Below are 20,908 nucleotides of genomic sequence, written 5' to 3'. Positions count from 1 at the left end.
ATATAGTGCTCTCCTTTTTTGCGAGAACTTCCTTATTTAAAGATGGCAAACATAAATTACTTTAAGTGAGGTATTATAGGTGTATAAATTAACAGCAGGCAGGGGAAGACCACAAATGGAAGAATCAAAAAAAATTGCAGCGAAAATAGCGGTCGTTTATATAGTCATCGGCGCCTTATGGATTATATTTTCCGATATGTTCTCCTTGATCTTGGCTGAGAATGAGATGAGGGCATACGTCTTTTTTCAACGATATAAAGGCTGGTTATTCATACTGATAACTGGATTTCTCATTTATATCCTTGTTTATCAACGAGCATCCAGGCTGGTGGAGTCAGCAGAAAAACTTAAGAATAAAGAGAAGCAGCTGCAAAAGAGCAATCAGCATTACCAATCTTTGTTCCACCACAATCCTGATGCCGTATTTGAAATTACACGGGACGGGAATCTGGCGGCACTGAATCCTGAGGGAGAAAAAATCATAGGCCGCCCGGTGGATGATTTGAAAGGCAAGCCATTAGAATGTCTAATACACTCTGATGATCGGGACTATGTAAAAGGGCTATTCAAGAACACTATTATGGGAAAACCTGAAAAGTTTGAAATGAACATTTTCGGTAAATCCGGAAATAATCGTCTCCTTCGCTGCACCCTTCTCCCCATCATTGTTGACGAGAAAATCATAGGGGTCTTCGGCATGGCAAGGGACATCACCCATTATAGGGAGAATGAGGAGATGATGATCGCCTCTGAGAAACTTTCGGTCATCGGACAGTTAGCAGCGGCAGTCGCTCATGAGATAAGGAATCCTTTAACATCCTTAAAAGGATTTGTACAATTAATGCAGGTAACCAAGAAAGCAGACGATAAGCATCTCGGTATAATGCTGTCTGAGATTGAAAGAATCAATCTCATCTCAGGTGAAATGCTCATTCTTGGAAAACAGCAGGACATCTTATTTGGCAAGGAAGAGGTCAATGATACCATTAAACAGGTCATTGTTTTGATGGAAGCGCAAGCGAATCTGGATAACGTCGAAATTGAGTTCGCTCCTTCCCAAGTTGGTCCCATGTTCGTTAACGCCGACCAAAACCAATTGAAACAAGTGTTAATCAATATAATCAAAAATGGGGTAGAGGCAATTGATGATCACGGGTTCGTAAAAGTCGTGACAGCAAAAACAGAGACGCAGGCGTTAATAAAGGTACAGGACAGCGGAGCGGGTATGGACCAGGAGCGGATCGACCGCCTTGGGGAACCCTTTTATTCTACAAAAGAAAAAGGGACGGGCCTTGGCCTTGCTGTCTGCAAAAAAATCATTGAACGGCATCAGGGTGAAATCACGTATGAGAGTGAAAAAGGCAAAGGAACAACGGTTACCATCACCCTGCCGCTATCATGAGAGTTCTATCAAGAAAATACTATGACAATACAGCTTTTCCATTGCACATGGTGTAGAATGGACTACAGCATCTTTAACGGAGAGAGGAATCAATAAATGGAATATCTAACAGAACTAAAGCCTTTTTTACAGGACGCTTGGAAAACATCACAATTTCAGGAACTGACTGAAATTCAGAAAAAAGCAGCTCCTGAAATCCTGGAAGGAAAAAACCTTGTCTGCGAATCGCCGACAGGTACAGGAAAGACACTCGCTTACCTTTTGCCCATCCTAAATAGGATTGATGAAAAGAGAATGCAGGCTCAAGCCATCATTTTGGCCCCATCACATGAGCTGGTCATGCAGATTCATCAGGAAGTGCAGAAGTGGACAAAGGCTTCTGAAATTAACAGCATTGCCTTGATTGGTGGAGCCAATGTGAAGAATCAAATAGAAAAACTAAAAAAGAAACCAAAAATCATTGTTGGCACCACCGGCAGAATCATGGAATTGATTAAGATGAAGAAATTGAAAATGCATGAGATCAAAACGATTGTTGTTGATGAATTTGATTCAATGATCGGAAAGGAACACATCAACGATATCAGGCAGGTCATTAAATCAACTATGGCCGACAGACAGCTTCTATTCTTTTCAGCTACCCTTTCGGATGTTACAGACGAAGTTGCTTCAGAACTCATGGACAATTATGAAGTGATCCGAGTCAATCAAGGCATCGTTTCATCCTCCAATGTGGAGCATGGGTATCTGCTGTCCGAGCAGCGAGATAAGATAGAAGTGCTCCGAAAGCTATCAAACGTAAAGGATATCAAAGCATTGGTATTCTTCAATAGCCTTGAAAAATTATCAGAGGTGGAAGAAAAGCTGAAATACCAGAAAACTTCCTTGGAGGTCCTGGCAGGAGAATCAAAGAAGATGGAGCGGAAGCATTCATTAGATAGATTCAGGGCCGGGAAAGTCCCTATGCTTCTTACTACAGATGTGGCAGCAAGAGGGTTGGATATCAGCGGAGTCACCCATGTCATCCATTTCGAATTTCCGACAGACACAAAGCAATATATCCACCGCTCTGGCAGAACAGGCAGAATGGGTGCATCAGGGACAGTCATTTCCTTGGTCACCAAAAGAGAGGAAAGCTTTTTGGAAAAGATGGCCGGCGAGTTGGACCTTAAAGTGTCCAAGAAGCGTATTCATGGCGGGCAAATATCAGAAGATCGATAACATGGAGGGCTCCCTCCGGCAGTAATGCAGCGCTCTTGCCGAATAGCAAAGGAACGATAAATGAAAGCCCGGATTGAAACATTCAATCCGGGCTTTCATTTATCGTTTTCCTTTTTTCATAAATAATTTGTATACAAGGACAATGACCGCAATGATAAGGAGAATATGAATGATACCTCCGGCGATCTCAAAAAGAAGACCGAGCAGCCATAAGACAATTAATATACCGATTATCGTCCAGAGCATGTATGGAAACCTCCTTTGACATGTTAAGTTTAACTTCCCTCATTTTGAAAAAATTAAACTAGTAAAGAAGAAAGGCACTCTGCTGCAGAGTGCCTAAGCAAAATTGTAGAGGATTAAAATTTGTCTGCATGGTCATCCTTTGCTTTTCCAACTGTCTCATGTACTTTTCCTTTTGCTTTATCGACATTGCCTTCATGCTGCATGTCTGGATTATCCGAAGCTTTTCCTGTTCTTTCTTTAACTTCTCCTTCAGCCTTCTTTGCCGCACCTTTAAGCTTGTCTTTCATACCGTTATCTTTACTCATATCAGAATCACCCTTTCGTTATTTTACTATTCTTTTTCCTTTTTGAGCTCTAGTTAAACATAGGTGGATACAGGTTAGGTTTTATAGGAAACAGGGAATACATAAAAGAACTTTTCTACTTTCAGCATAATAAAAATTATTTAGCGTAGTTATTGGGTTATGTGAAACAATAGAGGATAGAATTTTTTATCCGACAGGGAAGTATTTCTTAACTTGAGGGATTGGTCATATGAAAAAAAGAAGACTCGAATTTTTATTTGTCATCATTCTGATTGCGTGTGTGTACATCTTCCTTTCCAGCGAATATCACACTTACATAAAAATGGCGGCAGCAGCTATTTACATTATTATCATCTTGATTAGTGTGCTTTCACTTATTCTTGAAAATCGATCAGCGCAGCATACCTTGCTATGGATTTATGTATTGGTCTGTTTCCCGGTCTTCGGTTATTTCTTTTACCTGTACTCCGGTCAGTTGTATTTAAAAGGGTACCTTTTTAAAAGCAAGCGCAGAAATGACCGCGAGGAATGGCAGAAGCTGCTTAAAAAGGAGAATTCACCTGATTTGGCCTTTCTTCAGGATAACCAAAGAAATTTCGCCAGTTTCTCAAATAAAGTCGCTTGGTCACCGATCAGCACTTCTTCAACAACAAAAATCTTGAAAAACGGGGATGAAACCTTTAATGAGATCAAGGATAAATTAAAGAACGCGAAAAAATATATTCACATGGAATACTACATCTTCCGTTCCGACCGGCTGGGAAAAGAAATTATTGAAATTCTGATAGAAAAAGTAGAACAGGGTGTTGAAGTCCTCTTCATCTTTGATGCTGTCGGCAGTATGCATCTTTCTTCAAAGGACGTCAAGGCAATGGATCAGGCTGGGGTTAAAGTGCAGCCTTTCCTGCCCTTGAAATACGGTTTCTTTAATCAAAAGTTCAACTTTCGAAACCACAGGAAAATCATCGTGATTGATGGGGAATTCGGTTTTGTGGGAGGTTTGAATGTAGGAATCGAATACCTGGGGGAGAGTGAAAAGTTCGGCTTCTGGCGGGATACTCATATGATGCTTGAAGGAGGTGCATTATTTACGCTTCACACAGTATTCCTGCTGGATTGGGAATACGTATCAGGTGAAATGATTCTTGAAAAATACCAGGGGCATCCCTATATACAATCGGAAAAACTGGATGGTGCGGTTCAGGTTGTCGCCAGCGGACCGGACACTCAGCTTGGAATTATGAGCGATCTGTACTATTCACTAATTTCTTCAGCAACTAAATCGATTTGGATTGCCACTCCTTATTTTGTACCGACTGAATCAATCAGGACAGCGCTTCGCATCGCTGCCTCAAAAGGCATTGAAGTCAGGATCATGGTCCCGGAAATCAATGACGGCTTTCTTACACAATATGCCACAAGGTCTTATTTTTCCGAGCTGATCCGCTGTGGAGTGGAAATCTACTCTTATCAAAAAGGCTTTATGCATCAGAAAATCATCATAGTGGATGGGAATCTTGCGTCGGTAGGAACAGCCAATATGGATATGCGCAGCTTTCACTTGAATTTTGAAGTCAATGTCTTTCTGCTGGGGAACAGTTCCATTCGCGATTTGTCGGCCCATTATGAAGAAGACATGGAGGACAGCGTGAGGGTCAGGCCGGTTGAATACTACAAGAGAGGTGTAGTGGAGCGGGCGAAGGAATCTTTTGCGAGGCTCTTCTCGGGAGTTTTGTAATAAAGGTAATTAGTTGAGCCAGGCTCAAAAGGTGGAATCTGAGCCAGGCTCAAAAGGCATGAATTGAGCCAGGCTCAAAAAGCGTGAATTGAGCCAGGCTCAAAAGGCGTGAATTGAGCCAGGCTCAAAAGGCGTGAATTGAGCCAGGCTCAAAAGGCGTGAATTGAGCCAGGCTCAAAAGGCGTGAATTGAGCCAGGCTCAAAAGGTGGAATCTGAGCCAGGCTCAAAAAGCGTGAATTGAGCCAGGCTCAAAAAGGGGAAACTGAGCCAGGCTCAAAGGTGGAATCTGAGCCAGGCTCAAAAAGCGTGAATTGAACCTGGCTCAACTGAGCGATACACTAACCACTAGGGTAAGAGGGACAGTCCCTTTTGATACAGCAACGCGCTGCCGTACCACCAGGGAATGTCCCTTCGGTGCGGCAGCGCGTTGCTGTTTCTCCGGTGCTTATGCTTTTGGCTTATTTATGTCATAAACAATCCTGCCATCCATTATCGTCAACAGGACCTTGCACTCTTTGATTTCTTCAGGATCGCATTCAAATAGGTTGCGGTCCAATATAGCGATGTCCGCTTTTTTACCTGCTTGGAGAGTTCCCAGGTCGTTCTCCCGGAAGTTTCCGTAAGCTGGTGACCTTGTAAAATGTGTAAGTGCTTTAGCAAGACTGATTTTATGCTGAGGGTTCCAGCCTCCGGAAGGTGTTCCGTCTTCATGCTTCCTTGTAACTGCCCTGTAGATCCCGAGCATCGGATTCAGCTCCACGATGGGGTAATCACTGCCAAAAACGAGTTGGGCACCGCTTTTCTCTAACTCCCCGATTKGCCATGTATAGGGCAGTCTTTCCGGTCCCAGCCTATCGATATATTCATGTGATTCCATGGAGCTCGATGATAAATGCTCCGGCTGCATGGAAGGAAGAATACCCAGCTCCGAAAATCTTGGTATATCATCAGGATGGATGACTTCGATATGTTCGATTGTATGCCTGGAGTCCCGCACGCCATTAACGTTTCTAGCATGTTGAAAAGCATCCTGCGCCATCCTCACTGCTGCATCTCCGCAAGCATGAAGCCTCACTCTGTATCCTTTTTTATCTGCTTCTTCAATCCATTTAAAGTAAGTTTCTCTTGAATAAATCGTACCGCCAATTGTGGAAGGGCGGTCAGAGTAAGGTTCCAACAGATAGCCTGTATAGGTTAAAGGAACACCATCAATGAATTGTTTGAGTCCGGAAAATTGGAGTTTGTCCGAGTCAAACCTTGTGTAATAGGAAAGGTTCTCAAGTTTTCCGTCCAAGGGAGCAAGGAAGTGAATACGCACTGTCAGCTTTCCCTCATCTTCAAATCTTTTGTATTCCTCAAGATCCCCCAATGTAAAACCTGGGAGCGGAAGCATATCCCCGATCGAAGTAATACCGAGACTGCCCGCTTTTTCTAAAAAAGATTTCATCAGCTTGTGCTTTTTTTCAGAAGGAAGATTGAAGGCTTCCACGGCCAAACCAACAGCCGTTTCATATAGGAACCCTGTAGGTTTGCCATCCTCATCCTTTTCTATTACGCCGAATGGAGGCTCTGGTGTCATTTCATCGATCCCCAGGATTTCCAATGCCTTGGTATTCAGCCAGGCACTATGTGCTTCTTCATTCAAAAGAAAGACAGGACGGTCCTTTATTCGCTGATCCAGGGAATGGCGGGCAGGAAGCTTTTGGCCGGGCCACCTGACATGATGCCATCCGAACCCGAGCACCCATGGATCGTTTGGATGTTCTTCGGCGTACTGTGCTATCTTATCTGCTGCTTCCTCCTCACTTCCGCAGAAGGTGAGTGAAGCATACTCCTGGAACATTGCCCCTAGCCACAAATGAACATGAAAGTCATGAAAACCGGGAGTGACTAGTTTGCCATAAGCTTCGATTTCTTTTGTATGAGAACCTTTGTATTGCCCTAATTCCTCTTCTGATCCAATTGCCAGGATTGTATCGCCCTTTACCGCGACAGCCCCTTGGATCGGTAAGTCTGTATCTGCCGTAAAAATCGAGTCGCTTTTAATGATGATATCTGCACTTTGTTTATTCAAATTACATTTCTCCTTGTGGTTGAATAGTGAGAAAATTATGGAAATCACTTATGAACCATGTTACTATAAACTCGATACTATTTGAATAGAAAGGAAGTTGTCCTGGTATGCCAACGACTACTTTGTAATGGAAACTAAAATGAGGATAGCAGATTTACGGAAAAATGAACCCGTTTTTCCACCGGAAACCCGTCTGTCTTTAATCCCATTACAAAGGAACGGAACAATTTTCAGTGTGTTAAGTGAGGTTCTCCAGATGGGGAAGCTTTTTTTGTTTTCTTTGAGAATATCCCTGCATATAAAGAATATTCAAATAGTGGTCCGTTCCTTTACAACGAGGTGAAGGAACAGGCAAACAGCCAATTTTTCATGGCAGCTGATTAATTTGGAAAGTGAATTGTATATAGAAAAACATTGCTCGAATTGAGGGCCAACCGTCAAGTTTCGAGATACACTCAACCGGAGCCAATGGAAAGAATATTTACCATTCTACCATTTCAAATGTGAGAAAAATCATAAGTAGAACATGAAATTGGAAACGGATAAAAGTTTCAGCGGGCATGTGAGACTCCGAAAAGAACTTTTGGAAAATGAAAAAGTTGGTGAAGAGATAAATATTGAGCAGTTGAAGGCGGATGGATATTCATAAGTGAAAATCAAAATTAATGGCGTGTATGAAGTTTTCAGGCTTGATAAGTCATTGAGTAAGAGGGTGCTGGATATCAGCAGGATCCGGGTGATAACTTGAGTCTAAATGGACGGATCCTTGTGAATGATGAAGAAGCAAAAGAAGCAGGAAATCAATAACGGTGATTGGATTACAATACTATTGAATAAGCGTAAAAGGAGGCAGTTCAGATGAGGAACATGAGAGCTGGAATAGAGCACTTAGGTATTCTTTCGGGGGTTTTTAATCAGTATAGAATTTTCTATGGTGAGGATAATGATTTAGTGAGATGCCGTGAATTTTTAAGAGAGCGGCTGGAAAAGGATGAATCTGTCATCTTCCTGGCTGTAGAGGAAGGGGATGATGCTTTAGAAGTATTGGGTTTTACACAGCTGTACCCGATATTTTCATCCGTTTCTTTGAAAAGACACTGGCTTTTGAACGACTTATTTGTTACAGAGAAAGCGAGAAGAAGGGGCATCGGGGCCGGGTTGCTTAACAGTGCAAGGCAGCTGGCTGAGAAAACAGGGGCCAAAGGACTGACACTTGAAACTGGCCATGATAATGAAAACGCTCAAAAACTATATGAAAAATTCGGATTCAAAAAACATACTGAATTTCATTATACCTATAAGCTTTAATGGAAAAAGGCCGGAAACCAATCATTGTTTTCCGGCCTTTCAGCATCTTTGTCATGACTCGTTCGCGTCACCAAATTCGACAGCTCTATCGATCGCCTCGAACGGCTTGCCGTTTTCGTTGTTGATTTCATACACTGTTTTCCCTTTTTGCCATTGGATGTCGGTCTGAGGGTGTTCTGCGAATCCATTGATGCTAATCATCCCGCGGTCTTCAGGTGCGGGAAGGTAATGGGTCTCAAGATACTCCACTACTTCCTTGGCAAAATCAACTCCCTCGGGATAAGGATCATAGGCGTACTGTGGATCAGTAGGGAAATCCATCTGTATCAGCCAGCGCCCCTCATTCCATGAGATATATTGGTGGCCGGCAGCTCCTTCGACAAGTGCCTGAATGGAATACCCAAGGTCAGTGTTCGTCTGTTTTACTTCACGGTAATTGTCAAATGCTTTGGCGGCTTTGTTTACGGTTTCATAGTCGGTTTGTTGGATTCCTTCTGGCAGCCCTGATGTATCATTGTTTTGTAAAGAGTGGTCGGTGTTATTCTGATCTTCTGAACCCGCCTGGTCCTCATTGGTATCTGCCTGGCCGGCAGAATCGTCCTCTGTTGAGCCGGCGGCCTCAGGTTCTTCTGCAGGTGTGCCTGAATTAGTGGTGCCCTTGTCAGTTTCCTGGGTTCCTTGATTCATATTTTCGTCTTCCGCCAGTGAGTTTTCTTCGCTGGTGCAGCTGGCCAGCAGCATACTCGACGACAATAATAAGGCTGCGCCTGTTGTCTTGATTTTCATATAATCTCTCCCTCGCGATTCTGACTATATTCTTCTTTTCCCTGTATCATGAACTATTAATCGTTCTTCTGCCTGCAGCAAAAAGGCTTCGGGTATGGAAGGTATATGCAGTATGGCTCCCGCTGCATAACCTCCAATCCAGAAGCCTTAGAGTTCATCTTAAAATACTTTCGTTGTCCATGTTTCACAGTTCCACAGATCTGTCGCAATGTCCTGATAAAATTCAGGTTCATGCGAAATGAGGAGGATGCTGCCTTTGTATTCCTGCAGTGCTCTTTTGAGTTCTGCTTTGGCCTCGACATCCAGATGGTTTGTCGGCTCGTCAAAGACGAGGATATTGGTTTCTTTGTTGATCAGCTTGCAGAGTCTGACTTTCGCTTTTTCGCCGCCGCTCAGCACTTCAACTTTGCTTTCGATGTGTTTTGTCATCAAGCCGCATTTGGCCAGGGCGGCTCTGACTTCATATTGTGTGAAAGAGGGGAACTCGCTCCAGACTTCCTCAATACAGGTGTTGTAGTTGGCTTTTTTGATTTCCTGTTCGAAATAGCCAATGTGCTGATGTTCTCCTAATTCTACTTCGCCGGATACCGGTTTGATTTCGCCCAGGATGCTCCTCAGCAGTGTGGTTTTTCCGATTCCGTTTGCTCCGTAAAGAGCAATCTTCTGGCCTCGTTCCATTCGCAGGTTCAGAGGCTTGGACAGCGGTTCATCATATCCAATCACAAGATCCCTTGTTTCAAAAATCAATTTGCCTGAAGTTCTGGCCGGTTTGAAGTGAAATTCAGGTTTGGGCCTTTCGCCTGCAAGTTCGATGATGTCCATCTTATCCAGTTTCTTTTGGCGGGACATAGCCATGTTCCTTGTGGACACTCTGGCTTTGTTCCGCGCCACAAAGTCCTTCAGCTCAGAGATTTCCTGCTGCTGTTTCTTATAAGCAGACTCCAGCTGCTGGCGTTTCATTTCATATACCTTTTGGAAATCGTCATAATCACCGGCATAACGGTTAAGCTCCTGGTTTTCCATATGATAGATGAGGTTAATGACACTGTTCAAAAACGGGATATCATGGGAAATGAGGATGAATGCATTCTCATATTCCTGCAGATATCGCTTCAGCCAGACGATATGCTGTTCGTCAAGGTAGTTGGTAGGCTCATCAAGCAGCAGGATATCAGGCTTTTCCAACAATAATTTTGCTAGGAGGACCTTCGTTCTTTGTCCGCCGCTTAAATCCTGTACTTCGCGCTCGAGGCCGATTTCATCAAGGCCAAGTCCGCGGGCAATCTCTTCAACTTTTGCATCTATAATATAAAAATCATTGTTAGTGAGCGCATCTTGAAGTGTACCGGTTTCTTCAAGCAGCTTTTCAAGTTCTTCCGGGGAAACCTCTCCCATTTTGGCAAAAAGCTCATTCATTTCGGTTTCCATATCGAATAGGTATTGAAAAGCGGTCTTTAGTACATCCCTGATCGTCATGCCCTTTTCAAGGGAAGTATGCTGGTCGAGATACCCGACTCGGACCCGTTTTGCCCATTGTACTTTTCCTTCATCCGGCTCCAGCTTGCGGGTGATGATATTCATGAAAGTGGATTTTCCTTCTCCATTGGCACCGATAAGGCCGATGTGTTCGCCTTTTAGCAGGCGGAAAGATACGTCATTGAAAATGGCTCTGTCACCGAAGCCATGGCTTAAATTATTTACCGTTAATATACTCATTTGGAAGCACCTTTTCTATTGAATTCTTTTTATCTCATTTCATTATAAAGGTGTTAAAAGCAGATGAATAGTATATGGAAAAAATTAATCGAAACAATGGAAGTGCAGGTACAGGTTATACCCCTTACTATAAACATCGAGTGAAGTCATTTCAGGCTCCGGCGGTTGATGTATTCTTCTTCTGACCCCAGCTCCCTGTTTAGGAGCAGCTCCATTTCAATGAGTTCTCTCCGGGTGACGACGGGGTCATCCGGAGACCAATAGACGTTATAGACAAAGTAATACCCTTTGATTTTACGGAAGAGGACGGTCGAATGGGGAAAGCTGTCAAAGCTCGCTTTGATGTTGAATCTTCTGGAATAACTCCACCTCGTGAGTTTCACGCTGTGACTCCCCCTTTTAATTGGTATAGTATATATTCCCGGTTCCGATATAGGGGCAAACGTTACAGAAGGCAGTTCTTGATTTGAAAAAGTAATTGGCTTTGTAGTAAAACTAAGTAATTAGGATTCATTCTGAAGAAGCAGAGGAGGAGAAAGCATGGATAAAGAAATGGCCGGCTGGATGATGACGCAAACTTGGGAAAACTTATTGTTCCTTCATTGGCAAGTACCAGTGGATGAACTGAGAGAAAAGCTGCCAGCCCAGCTGGAACTTGATACATATGAAGGAAAAGCGTGGATCGGGATCGTACCATTCTCCATGAATCATATCAAGGTCCGAGGACTCCCTGAGATTCCGTTTGCGCGGTCCTTCCTTGAGTGCAATGTCCGTACATATGTTACGTATAAAGGAGAACCGGGTGTGTATTTTTTCAGCCTTGATGCCAATCATGGTCCTGCAGTTGCCGGTGCACGGCGTTTCTTTTCCCTGCCCTACTTCAATGCTGATATGAAGATGGAGGTCAGTAATGGAACAGTGAAGTACAGCACGAGGAGAGTCCATAAAGGAACAAATGGAGAGAGTTTGAAAATAGAGTATACCCCCGGGAAAAGAATTAATACAGTTAAAGGGTCACTGACAGAGTGGCTGACAGAAAGATATTGTCTTTGGACTATAAAGAATGAACAAGTCTATAAAGGGGCGATTAAGCATAAACCTTGGGAATTGTATGAAGCCCAATCTTTTATAGAGGAACAATCTTTATGGCCGCAGCCAATGAGCGGGGAGACAGAAGTTCACCAATGCTATTCACCGAGCCTCACAGCTTTTATTTGGCCCTTGTCTCGTTAAGCGATTTTTATAAACCTCCGGAGTGTGTGGTGGATGGTTATTATATACTAGTCTGAAAGTAACGAAAAGAGTTTTGGAAATACTTTATCAGGGTAAAGGGGTCATGGACCAGCTTGTTAACACTAAATAGAGGTTTAATGAAAGAGAGAAACAGACTCCTTTCTAAACTTTGTAAATAGTTTAACGAGTGTGCGGAAACCAAGACTTATTGAATTCACTGTACGAAAATACCTTGCTTGAATAAAGTAGAATAGGGCGATGGACATGAAGGAAACGATTTACATACGAAATGCACTATTTGGCCTGGCGTTTTTTGTCATGATATTTTGCGGGGGGATCCTTACATTAGACGGAGAGATAAAAGCTTTGGGAGTAAGCGCAATGGCTGCGGCGGCCATTGTGTTCACCTTGCTGATGCAGATCCTGGCAGTCAGGAGAACAGAAGGGCTGCAGCGGAGGTTTATCGGCCTGCTCCTGCTGGCAACCATTCTCTATGCAGCAGCTGAAGTTGTCTGGTTCTATGAAGAAAAACTGGCCGGCGGTCTTAATTCAGTTCCGCTTTGGAGCAATATCCTATACATATTGAATCTTCTGTCGTATATTGCGGCATTTTCATTATTGACTTTTGCGATAAAGAACCGTTATCAGGTTGTCTATTTTGCGATTGATATTTTGATCATCTATTTTTCTGTCACTGCCATACTATGGGTTTATTGGCTTCATCCTCTTTATGAAGAAGCTGGTGTTGCTTATGGGCCGGGGGTAACATCATTTATTTATCCGGCTCTGGAACTGCTCCTGTTATTTGCCTTGTCAGCGACCATGTTTCTGAAAAGATATTTTTTCCCTTTGAAAACCATGCTTTCACTCATCTTTTCTATAGCCTTGTTTTTCATAAGTGATACTATGCATTTGCTTGCTTTATATTACGGCAGATTTGAACCGAACAGCCTGCTGGAAGTAATGTGGAGTTCAGCAATCGTCCTCCAGGGAATTGCTGCGCTGCGATTATATCTGAAAAGATCTTCCTTCAGAAGGGGAGAAAACACCTTCCACTATGAAGCAGGCTCGTACCCCGTGGCAAGAAGCATCGTCAATATTGGGAGTATACTCATTCTTTTTCTTATTTTTACGGCCAGTCATGATTTAACAGCTGGCGCTGGGCTGCTGGTGATCATTTTCCTTGTTTATTTCAGACAGCTTCTGGCAAGTTCCCAATTGAATCAAATGACATTATCTTATCAAGAGCTTGCCAGGGATTTGGAGAATCAAGTGGATAAAAGGACGGAAGAGTTAAGGAGGAAAAATGCTGAACTTGAACAGTCTTCCTCCAGGTTGAAGTACATGGCCCTTCATGATCAGCTTACGGATATATGGAACCGGCGGGCACTGGAAGGAAGATTGAAAACCTTATTTGAAAAATCTCTTGATGAAAAAGAGGTTAAATTTGCCCTTATATTTATCGACATAGATAAATTCAAAGAAATCAATGACCGGCTGGGCCATTCTTACGGTGATGAACTGTTGGTTGAATTTACTATTAGGATAAAACAGGTATTCCCTCAAGACGCCTTCATAGCAAGGCAGTCAGGTGATGAATTTGTGGTTATTTTGGAAGAATGGAAATTGAAGAAAGAGATTGAATTCCTCATTCAGAAGTTCTTTGAGGCAAACCAAAAAGGCTACTCCATCTATGGGGAAGAGGTAAACATAACATTCAGCCTCGGTGCATCCTTCTTTCCTGAAGACAGCCGAAATGCGGACGAACTGCTTCAGGCAGCCGACATGGCAATGTATGCCGTCAAGCAGCAAGGAAAAAACAATTACCAATTTCATTGAAGATGGATTGATTTGTCATTTCCTAAATGTTGATGGTGCTTAATTCTTTGTTATAGAATATAATGATGATATCAATAAATGGGGAGTGTGAATGATGAATAGAAATCTGTTTCTGGCAATTCTATTATCCTTCGCGTTCCTGGCCAACAGTATCGGGTTTTCCCATGTTGCATTAAAGGCAGTTCATGAGGCTTCCAGTATGGAGCAGTTTGCCTATGATAAATTGCTTTCTGGTGAAGATCCTGATCTTGGGAAAAATGCTTTTTATCCTTTTGCCAGTTTCATAGCGGGGATTTTAACGGCGTTATGTCTGACAGCCAATGGGAGTCACCGTCCCAATGCTGGAAATAGGATCCGTCTTCAGCTAACCCCCGTTTATTTCGGGGCAAATTATGTAAAGCCTTTCTCTTTGAATAATCAATGTTTTAATTGATATTCAAGGAGGGAGAAATATGTGGGTCAGATTTATAATGATGGGAGTTTTTTCGTTTACCGCGTTAACGCTTCTATCTTATCAAGCTGTTGAAATCTATCATGCATTCATTGACTTTTTTCAGCAAAAATAATACGTTTTTAAGGGTGTAAAGACTCAGTCTGTCTTTGCACTCTTTTTATCTTTTAATAGAGTTCCTGCCATTCTCGGATAAGCTTGGGGATGTAGGATGATGACCGATGTTATATGCTTATGTACTTAAGAAGAGAATCTATAAAAATCAAGCTGGGTGACTATTAAAATGAACTATTTTTCCAACAGGCCATTTGGTTCATCAAATGAAGTAATGCCAAATGCAGATATTTATCAAAATAAGAATAGGCAGCCAGAGAGCAAAGAAGACGCCTTTTACTTCCGGATGATCGAGCAGGATGGAATACGCCTGAATGAATCTCAAATGAAAGCCGTCAGACATTTAGAAGGACCCTGCCTGACACTGGCTGGGGCAGGTTCCGGAAAAACTTCGGTCCTCGTAGCCAGGACTGGATATCTTTTGCAGGTTCAAGGGGTTTCTCCCCAAAAAATACTGCTTTTGACATTTTCAAAGAAAGCATCCATGGAAATGAAGACAAGAGTTTCAGCGCTGCCGGGCATCAATCCCCATGAAGTGAATAGAATCCAAGCCGGAACCTTTCACTCCTTTTTCCTATTTCTTTTGAGAAGTAGGGGAGTGAACCAGGAAATCCTGGGAAATGAAAGATTCAAGCACATCATTTTAAAGCAGATACAGAGAAAAATAGGAATTCAGGAACCTTATCAGCCGGAGACGTTATTATCCACTCTTTCCAGCCTTAAGATAAGAATGCTGCCGGTTGAAAAGCTGCCAGATAAAACGGCAGGTGAAAAAGAGATAAAAAAGATTCTGTCCAGGTACGAAGAATGGAAAGAAAGTAATCACAAAATGGATTTCGATGATATTCTCGTTAAAGCGTATGAGCTGCTTCATGAGGATCCAGTTCTGCTTGAAGCCATGCAGGGAAGGTTTCAATTTATCATGGTGGATGAGTTTCAAGACACAAACTGGCTTCAATATGAGCTGATTAAAATGATCGCACGTCAATCGCGAAACCTTTTTGTTGTAGGGGATGATGATCAGACGATTTATTCCTTTAACGGAGCTGATCATGCTTTTATCCTTGATTTTGATAAAGAATATCCCAGTGCAACGGTGGTCACGCTGGATGTGAATTACCGGTCGAACCGATATATTGTCGGTCTTGGAAATGAAGTAATCAGCCGGAACCGTTTCAGGAGAGAAAAGGCTCTTCAAGCTGTAAAAGGAGAAGAGGTTAAGCCGAAATACAGCCGCCCCTCCAATTCGGATGAAGAAGCTGAATGGACTATCTCCCAAATCAAAAGGATGATTGAGCAAGGAAATACAAGCTATAAGGACATTGCCATCTTGCATCGGACAATCAGCAGCAGCCGTGCCATATTCGAACGGTTAGTCATCGAGGAAGTTCCGTTCTTCTCTTATAATCTCGGAGATCAGCATTTCTATGACCAGTGGATCGTCAAACCGCTGATTGACCATCTAAGGCTTTCTCTTGTGCCGCGTAATTTTACAGCGATTGAAGGAATCCTCTCCACGCTTTATATCAACAGGGACGCCGGAATGAAAAAAATCAGCATCGAGGAGGAAACAGCCAGAAAGAAATACCCCCTCATCCACTTGATAAAAATGGACCAGTTAAAGGCGTTTCAGAAAGATAAAGTGAAAGAAAGAATAAAGCTAATCAAAGACCTTTCGGCAGAGCCGCCGGCATCAGCCATCAAGCGAATGAGAAAAGAGTTTTATGATACCTTCATGGATACGAACGAGCGCCTTTCAGTAACTGAACATAAAGAGGCAATCAAAGAAACATTATCAGAACTTGAAGCCTCAGCAGCGAGGTTTCCATCCATTTCTGCCTTCATCTCGTTCATTGACAGCATGACAGAGAAACACAAAAGGATGCAGGAAGAAGATAAGAAAATAAACTCGGATGCCGTTTCGCTGATGACGATACACCGGGCAAAAGGCCTGGAGTTTCCATCTGTTTTTGTCATTGGTGCAAGTGAAGGAAATCTTCCTCACTCCTCTGCACTCAATGCGGATAAACTGGAAGATAAAATTCAGCAGAATGGGAAAAAGAAGGACCTGCTTGCACTAGAAGAGGAGAGAAGGCTCATGTATGTCGCCATCACCCGAGCCAAAAATGAGCTCTTCATCAGCTCCCCTGCATACTATCAAGGTGAAAAACGTGAAATTTCGCGTTTCCTCACTGATGTATTTTCAGAGAAACAAGCAGGAACAGAAATGGACAAGCAGAAGAGGGAGCGCCCGATGATAAAGGTCTCAGCCTGGATTTGCAGCAACGACAACTGTATTGCCTGGTCAAGGATCAAGACAGAAGCCGAGCAAAGTATAAAAAGAAAAGTGTGTCCGCTGTGCGAGGCACGGATGGTCAAAGGTGAAAAAAGGGTGAGCGGGTAAAAGACTCAACACTCAGTGTGAAAAGGACACTGGGTGTTTTTTTGTGTGGATCTGATCCTGAGGGGATGGGTGCTGCAACTAGACGTCCGCTAGTCCGCAGGGGAGCGCACGCCTTCCGCTACAATCCTTCTAGTAGGTAAAAGAGGGAGGAGGATTAAATAGTATTCAAAAGCAACAATCTTTTAGAAAAGAGTTTTTTAAATAGAGGAATAAATTTCCGTTAATTACTAAATAGCACCCAAAATAGCTTAAATAGAGGAAAAATATTCTCTTATTAGATTCAAAATCAAAAAAAAGGGTGCTTTATTTTCAGATAAGAGAAAAAACTTCCCCTATTCACCAGCCAAATAAGCTCAAGACTGCAATTAAGGGTATAATCTTCCCTTATTATTTACCCCGCTTAATCCTCTATTAAGGACATGGTTTTCAATTTCGCTTTTTTATAAAAGGCATTAGTGGGGGAATGAAATATATGTAAAGGTTTAGTTTTTGGTTTGTTGGTATTACTTTTGCTTAATTGGTTAGAGAGCAAGGTCAGAATGAGTACGTTTAACCAGGGCGTTTGCTGAACAAGCAGCAACCCCCTTTTATTTTCTCAGCAAATGATTCGGTATATAGGAAAAACGCTAGGGAACAATACCTGTAAAAAAGGGTGGTTGGCATGAAAAGAATAGTTCTGATCCTTGTTCCTGTATTTTTAGGGTTTCAGCCGGCTTACACTGCCTTTGCAAACCAAAGGCAGTTCGAAGATCTTCTTATCAAAATTGGATATACATCAATCGATGATGCATTATCGGCTGCTGAGTTACACTTCAATAAAGAGATTCCTTTACCCTATAGGCTGCCTCCGATTGCCTTCACCCACCATTTTGGAAGATTTACTGACCTTGATGGGGATATTAACGATTCCTTAGAAGTTGAGTTTCTTGATCAACACAATTCAGCAAATCATTACAAAATGGATATTCGACCTTTAAGAAATAAGATAGAGTTTCAAGGACGAGAAAATCTAACAGAATATACTCTTAAAAACGGGAAAAAAGCCATTTATGTGGTAGACCGCAATTTTATCTTCTTTGTTGTTGAAAACTCTGATTGGCAATATATGTTTGGAATCGATAAACGGTTATCTGATAAGGTAACACCTGAAGTCTTTGTTGAGATTGCGGATTCAATAAAATTGAAGTAGTAAGCACCAATCTAAACATTATCGTTCGCTGCGAAAAACCCCTTATCTTTAAACAAGGAAGAAGACTCGTCAATTGACGAGTCTTTTTTGCTTCTGTTGACCCACAAAAGCATGGCGTTATAACCAGAATTTCTGGCTTGAGTACCTCAGAACCTATTTATTCTGAGATTCTGTAATATTTTCATCTTCCGGAAGAGGATCAATCGAGGTACTGTCTGAAACGTTTAAAGTGCTTTTAAGAAAATAGACAAAAAAACCGCCAATCAAGAGCAGCACAACAGAAAAGCCAATAAATACAAATAAGTCCATAAGGTTTCTCCTCCTTCTTTCCGCGTCCTATTGCTAATTTATGAAGGGGGATATCCATATAGACCTTAAGAAGAATTCAGTAGAATCGGACCATTTTTAGAAAAAACAAACAAAAAATAGAACATACGTTCCTTTGTGTGTTAAAATAGTGCTATAGTATACATGCCGGGCGGGCAGCGGCTGCTCCCTTTCTTGAGGGGAGGTGAGTCACTGTAATGGTAGAAGTAGCTGACGTTCTTCAAATCATGATTGCGTTTGGAACATTGACAGTAGCAATAATCGCAGTCACCCAAAAAAAGAAGTAACCCACCCGCATGGCTCCCAACCAGGGTAGGTTACTTCCGTATCTAAAAATTTGAGCTGCTGTTTCCTGTAATGTGTGCTTGCATGAGGGTTCTGGTTGCAGCCGGAGCTCTCATGTCTTCCATTATTCTTATAGTTATAATTATACCCAACATCTCAGCATGAAGTAAAGGAACTTGCGAGATGAAAATAGCAATTTTTCCCTTAATTAACGATCGATGAGAACCGCCCTTACCGGACAGCCGTCACCCTCTTCAAGAGACAAGGGAAAGGCCGAAAGTTCATACGTTTTTGGCTCCACACCATCCAAGACGATGCCCTCCAGTATCCCGATGCCATTTGATTGAAGCGAGTGATGCGCTGGGAGGTTTTTACTGTTTAAAGGATCGACGGAAGGTACATCCACTCCAATTAAGTTGATGCCTTTTTCTTTAAGCAGCGGACCAGCGCTTTTCTGAAGATAGGTGATTTTATCCGGAAAAGCATTTCTATCTTCCCAGCTGCCGGTGCGGATCAATAATTTCGTGACCCCTTCCAAATCCAGGCCTTCCAAATCGTCTGCACCAATCGATTCCCTCCCAGTAAGATCGACCACTAAGGCTTTCCCGAAAAAGCTGTCAAGAGGAAGGTCGGCAACTCTCCTGCCATTATCATCAAAATGAAAGGGAGCGTCAATATGCGTTCCGGTATGTGCACTGAACGATATTTTTCCTACATTGACAGAACCGGTTTCTTCCTTTGACCAATTCAATGAAAAGGAAAAGGGGCTGTCTCCAGGCCAGACAGGGGTAGAGCTGTTCAATCTTTGTGAAATATCTATGAGTTTCATTCTCGTTCCTCCTACGCCACAACATTGCGGCCTTTCTCAAATTGTTTATACAGTTCTTCTTTCATAATGGTCTCCAAAATTCCGACGGTTTTCCAGACGTCATGGAAGGAAGAATAGAGTGCGACAGGAGCGAGCCTAATCACATTGGGAGCCCTGAAGTCAGGGACCACCCCGTTTTGCTTTAAAGCTTTACAAATCCGGGCAGCTTCATCATGCTGCAAACAAACATGGCCTCCACGCGCGTGGTCTTCCTTAGGGTTGGAGATGGAGAAGCCGTAATCGGATAATCTGTTCTCAATAAGTTGCATTAAATAACCTGTCAGTTTCAGTGATTTGTTCCTCACATTTTCAATGCCGGCTTCTTCAAAAATTTCCAGAGAGCCAAGAAGGGGAGCCAGGCTGAAGATATGGGGAGTTCCAATTTGGTATGCCCCCGCTGTATCAGCATGTGCTAACGTGTGCTCCATATCAAATTGTTTTTCTTTTTTTGAACCGAACCAGCCCGCCAGCCCCGGCTTCTTCCCTAAATGCTTTTCATGTACAAAGAGCCCTCCGACTCCTCCTGGACCGCTGTTTAAATATTTATAATTGCACCATACGGCAAAATCAACATTCCAGTCATGAAGTTCATGAGGGATGGCTCCAATACTGTGCGCTAAATCAAAACCGATAATGATTCCTCTTTTGTGCGCCTCTTCTGTTAAAAGCTTCATATCCAGAAGCTGGCCTGACCGGTACATAACGGATGGAAGAAGGATAAGGGCAATTTCATCAGTCATCGCCCCAATGATATCTTCTTCTGAAATGGTCAGCCCATCTCTGCTTCTAACTTGAACCAATTCTTGTTCTCCGTTATATCCCTTAAGCTCAATCTGGCTCTTAATGGCATAGATATCCGAAGGGAAGGTCAGCTCATCGGCAAGTATCTTTGTTTTGGCACCAGCCGGCTGATAAAAAGTCGAGATTAATTGATGAAGATTCGTAGTGATCGATCCTGTTACAATAGTCTCGGCTTCTTTACTGCCAATGAGGGGTGAAGTCATCTTTCCAAGTTTTTCAGAGTAATAGAACCATGGCTCCCTGCCATCCGTCCAGCCGTCGATTCCGTGCTGCTTCCAATCTTCCAATGAAGTCAGAAGAGATTGTTCTGCCTTTTTAGAAAGAAGGCCAAGGGAGTTGCCGTCCATATAGTACCAATCATCTTTTATGTAAAATTCTTCTTTGAACCGAGACAAATCGTCTTTCTTATCCAGTTCGAATGCATAATCTTCTTTAGTGCTGAAATCCATTGAAATCCCGCCTTTTCAGTTCTATATATAAATGGTAATCGAAATAGATGGAATAGTAAAATTATTAAACAGGAAAGGTCAATAGTTGATACATTTTGGAGGGGGGGTGCCTATGACCATAATGTGTAAACTCAGTAAAAACTGAAAAAAA

The 20,908-nt window shown here is 42.6% G+C and carries 19 protein-coding genes; 10 read left to right on the top strand and 9 right to left on the bottom strand.

What is annotated here, in order from left to right; genetic code table 11:
* Positions 1-115 precede the first annotated feature (115 nt).
* Together FZC78_RS17105 and FZC78_RS17100 are read left to right on the top strand one after the other, a co-directional pair.
* Positions 116-1,402: an ATP-binding protein gene (locus tag FZC78_RS17105; RefSeq protein WP_148941326.1), complete on the top strand. Its 1,287-nt coding sequence runs from the start codon at positions 116-118 to the stop codon at positions 1,400-1,402.
* A gap of 96 nt (positions 1,403-1,498) precedes the next feature.
* Entirely contained in the window at positions 1,499-2,623 is a 1,125-nt protein-coding gene (locus FZC78_RS17100; protein ID WP_148941325.1) for a DEAD/DEAH box helicase, read from the top strand.
* Positions 2,624-2,722: 99 nt separating this feature from the next.
* Here the strand turns inward: FZC78_RS17100 and FZC78_RS17095 are convergent, their stop codons facing one another.
* Positions 2,723-2,869 (bottom strand): lmo0937 family membrane protein, encoded by a 147-nt coding sequence (locus FZC78_RS17095; protein ID WP_148941324.1) that lies wholly within the window; start codon positions 2,867-2,869, stop codon positions 2,723-2,725.
* A 113-nt stretch (positions 2,870-2,982) separates the two neighbouring features.
* Positions 2,983-3,174 (bottom strand): CsbD family protein, encoded by a 192-nt coding sequence (locus tag FZC78_RS17090; RefSeq protein ID WP_148941323.1) that lies wholly within the window; start codon positions 3,172-3,174, stop codon positions 2,983-2,985.
* 229 nt (positions 3,175-3,403) lie between these two features.
* Here FZC78_RS17090 and cls point away from each other — a divergent pair, with 229 nt between their 5' ends.
* Complete coding sequence (gene cls, locus FZC78_RS17085; RefSeq protein WP_148941322.1) at positions 3,404-4,912, top strand: cardiolipin synthase; 1,509 nt, start codon at positions 3,404-3,406, stop codon at positions 4,910-4,912.
* Between the two features lie 446 nt (positions 4,913-5,358).
* Here the strand turns inward: cls and FZC78_RS17080 are convergent, their stop codons facing one another.
* Positions 5,359-6,987 (bottom strand): amidohydrolase, encoded by a 1,629-nt coding sequence (locus FZC78_RS17080; RefSeq protein WP_148941321.1) that lies wholly within the window; start codon positions 6,985-6,987, stop codon positions 5,359-5,361.
* Between the two features lie 858 nt (positions 6,988-7,845).
* On the opposite strand from FZC78_RS17080, the gene FZC78_RS17075 reads away from it, so the two are divergent.
* Positions 7,846-8,295 carry a GNAT family N-acetyltransferase gene (locus tag FZC78_RS17075; RefSeq protein ID WP_148941320.1) on the top strand — a complete coding sequence of 150 codons (450 nt, stop codon included), beginning with the start codon at positions 7,846-7,848 and terminating at the stop codon, positions 8,293-8,295.
* 51 nt (positions 8,296-8,346) lie between these two features.
* Here FZC78_RS17075 and FZC78_RS17070 read toward each other — a convergent pair whose 3' ends face one another.
* From FZC78_RS17070 to FZC78_RS17060, 3 genes are all read right to left on the bottom strand, one after another.
* Positions 8,347-9,081 (bottom strand): hypothetical protein, encoded by a 735-nt coding sequence (locus FZC78_RS17070; protein ID WP_148941319.1) that lies wholly within the window; start codon positions 9,079-9,081, stop codon positions 8,347-8,349.
* 159 nt (positions 9,082-9,240) lie between these two features.
* Entirely contained in the window at positions 9,241-10,797 is a 1,557-nt protein-coding gene (locus FZC78_RS17065; protein ID WP_148941318.1) for an ABC-F family ATP-binding cassette domain-containing protein, read from the bottom strand.
* Positions 10,798-10,943: 146 nt separating this feature from the next.
* Positions 10,944-11,180 carry a hypothetical protein gene (locus tag FZC78_RS17060; RefSeq protein ID WP_148941317.1) on the bottom strand — a complete coding sequence of 79 codons (237 nt, stop codon included), beginning with the start codon at positions 11,178-11,180 and terminating at the stop codon, positions 10,944-10,946.
* A 157-nt stretch (positions 11,181-11,337) separates the two neighbouring features.
* Between FZC78_RS17060 and FZC78_RS17055 the strand changes: the two genes are divergently transcribed.
* The 5 genes from FZC78_RS17055 to FZC78_RS17035 all read left to right on the top strand — a co-directional run bounded on the left by FZC78_RS17055 (position 11,338) and on the right by FZC78_RS17035 (position 18,027).
* Positions 11,338-12,030: a YqjF family protein gene (locus FZC78_RS17055; protein ID WP_148941316.1), complete on the top strand. Its 693-nt coding sequence runs from the start codon at positions 11,338-11,340 to the stop codon at positions 12,028-12,030.
* A gap of 264 nt (positions 12,031-12,294) precedes the next feature.
* Positions 12,295-13,869 carry a GGDEF domain-containing protein gene (locus FZC78_RS17050; RefSeq protein WP_187444977.1) on the top strand — a complete coding sequence of 525 codons (1,575 nt, stop codon included), beginning with the start codon at positions 12,295-12,297 and terminating at the stop codon, positions 13,867-13,869.
* A 91-nt stretch (positions 13,870-13,960) separates the two neighbouring features.
* Positions 13,961-14,302: a hypothetical protein gene (locus tag FZC78_RS17045; RefSeq protein WP_148941314.1), complete on the top strand. Its 342-nt coding sequence runs from the start codon at positions 13,961-13,963 to the stop codon at positions 14,300-14,302.
* A 301-nt stretch (positions 14,303-14,603) separates the two neighbouring features.
* A complete protein-coding gene (locus tag FZC78_RS17040; RefSeq protein WP_148941313.1) occupies positions 14,604-16,838 on the top strand; it encodes a UvrD-helicase domain-containing protein in 2,235 nt (744 codons plus the stop codon).
* 661 nt (positions 16,839-17,499) lie between these two features.
* Entirely contained in the window at positions 17,500-18,027 is a 528-nt protein-coding gene (locus FZC78_RS17035) for a hypothetical protein (protein WP_148941312.1), read from the top strand.
* A 153-nt stretch (positions 18,028-18,180) separates the two neighbouring features.
* Here the strand turns inward: FZC78_RS17035 and FZC78_RS23780 are convergent, their stop codons facing one another.
* A complete protein-coding gene (locus FZC78_RS23780; RefSeq protein WP_187444976.1) occupies positions 18,181-18,336 on the bottom strand; it encodes a hypothetical protein in 156 nt (51 codons plus the stop codon).
* A 215-nt stretch (positions 18,337-18,551) separates the two neighbouring features.
* Between FZC78_RS23780 and FZC78_RS24375 the strand changes: the two genes are divergently transcribed.
* Positions 18,552-18,641 carry a putative holin-like toxin gene (locus FZC78_RS24375; protein ID WP_222928531.1) on the top strand — a complete coding sequence of 30 codons (90 nt, stop codon included), beginning with the start codon at positions 18,552-18,554 and terminating at the stop codon, positions 18,639-18,641.
* A gap of 206 nt (positions 18,642-18,847) precedes the next feature.
* On the opposite strand, the gene kynB is transcribed toward FZC78_RS24375, so the two are convergent.
* Both kynB and kynU read right to left on the bottom strand, forming a co-directional pair.
* Positions 18,848-19,468: an arylformamidase gene (kynB, locus tag FZC78_RS17030; RefSeq protein ID WP_148941311.1), complete on the bottom strand. Its 621-nt coding sequence runs from the start codon at positions 19,466-19,468 to the stop codon at positions 18,848-18,850.
* 11 nt (positions 19,469-19,479) lie between these two features.
* Positions 19,480-20,757 carry a kynureninase gene (kynU, locus tag FZC78_RS17025; protein WP_148941310.1) on the bottom strand — a complete coding sequence of 426 codons (1,278 nt, stop codon included), beginning with the start codon at positions 20,755-20,757 and terminating at the stop codon, positions 19,480-19,482.
* Between the last annotated feature and the right edge of the window lie 151 nt (positions 20,758-20,908).

The sequence above is a fragment of the Rossellomorea vietnamensis genome (assembly GCF_008180415.1).
Classification (GTDB): Bacteria; Bacillota; Bacilli; order Bacillales; family Bacillaceae_B; genus Rossellomorea; species Rossellomorea vietnamensis_C.
The sequence above is the reverse complement of the archived record's forward strand: the minus strand, read 5'-3'. Positions and strand labels throughout refer to the sequence as shown.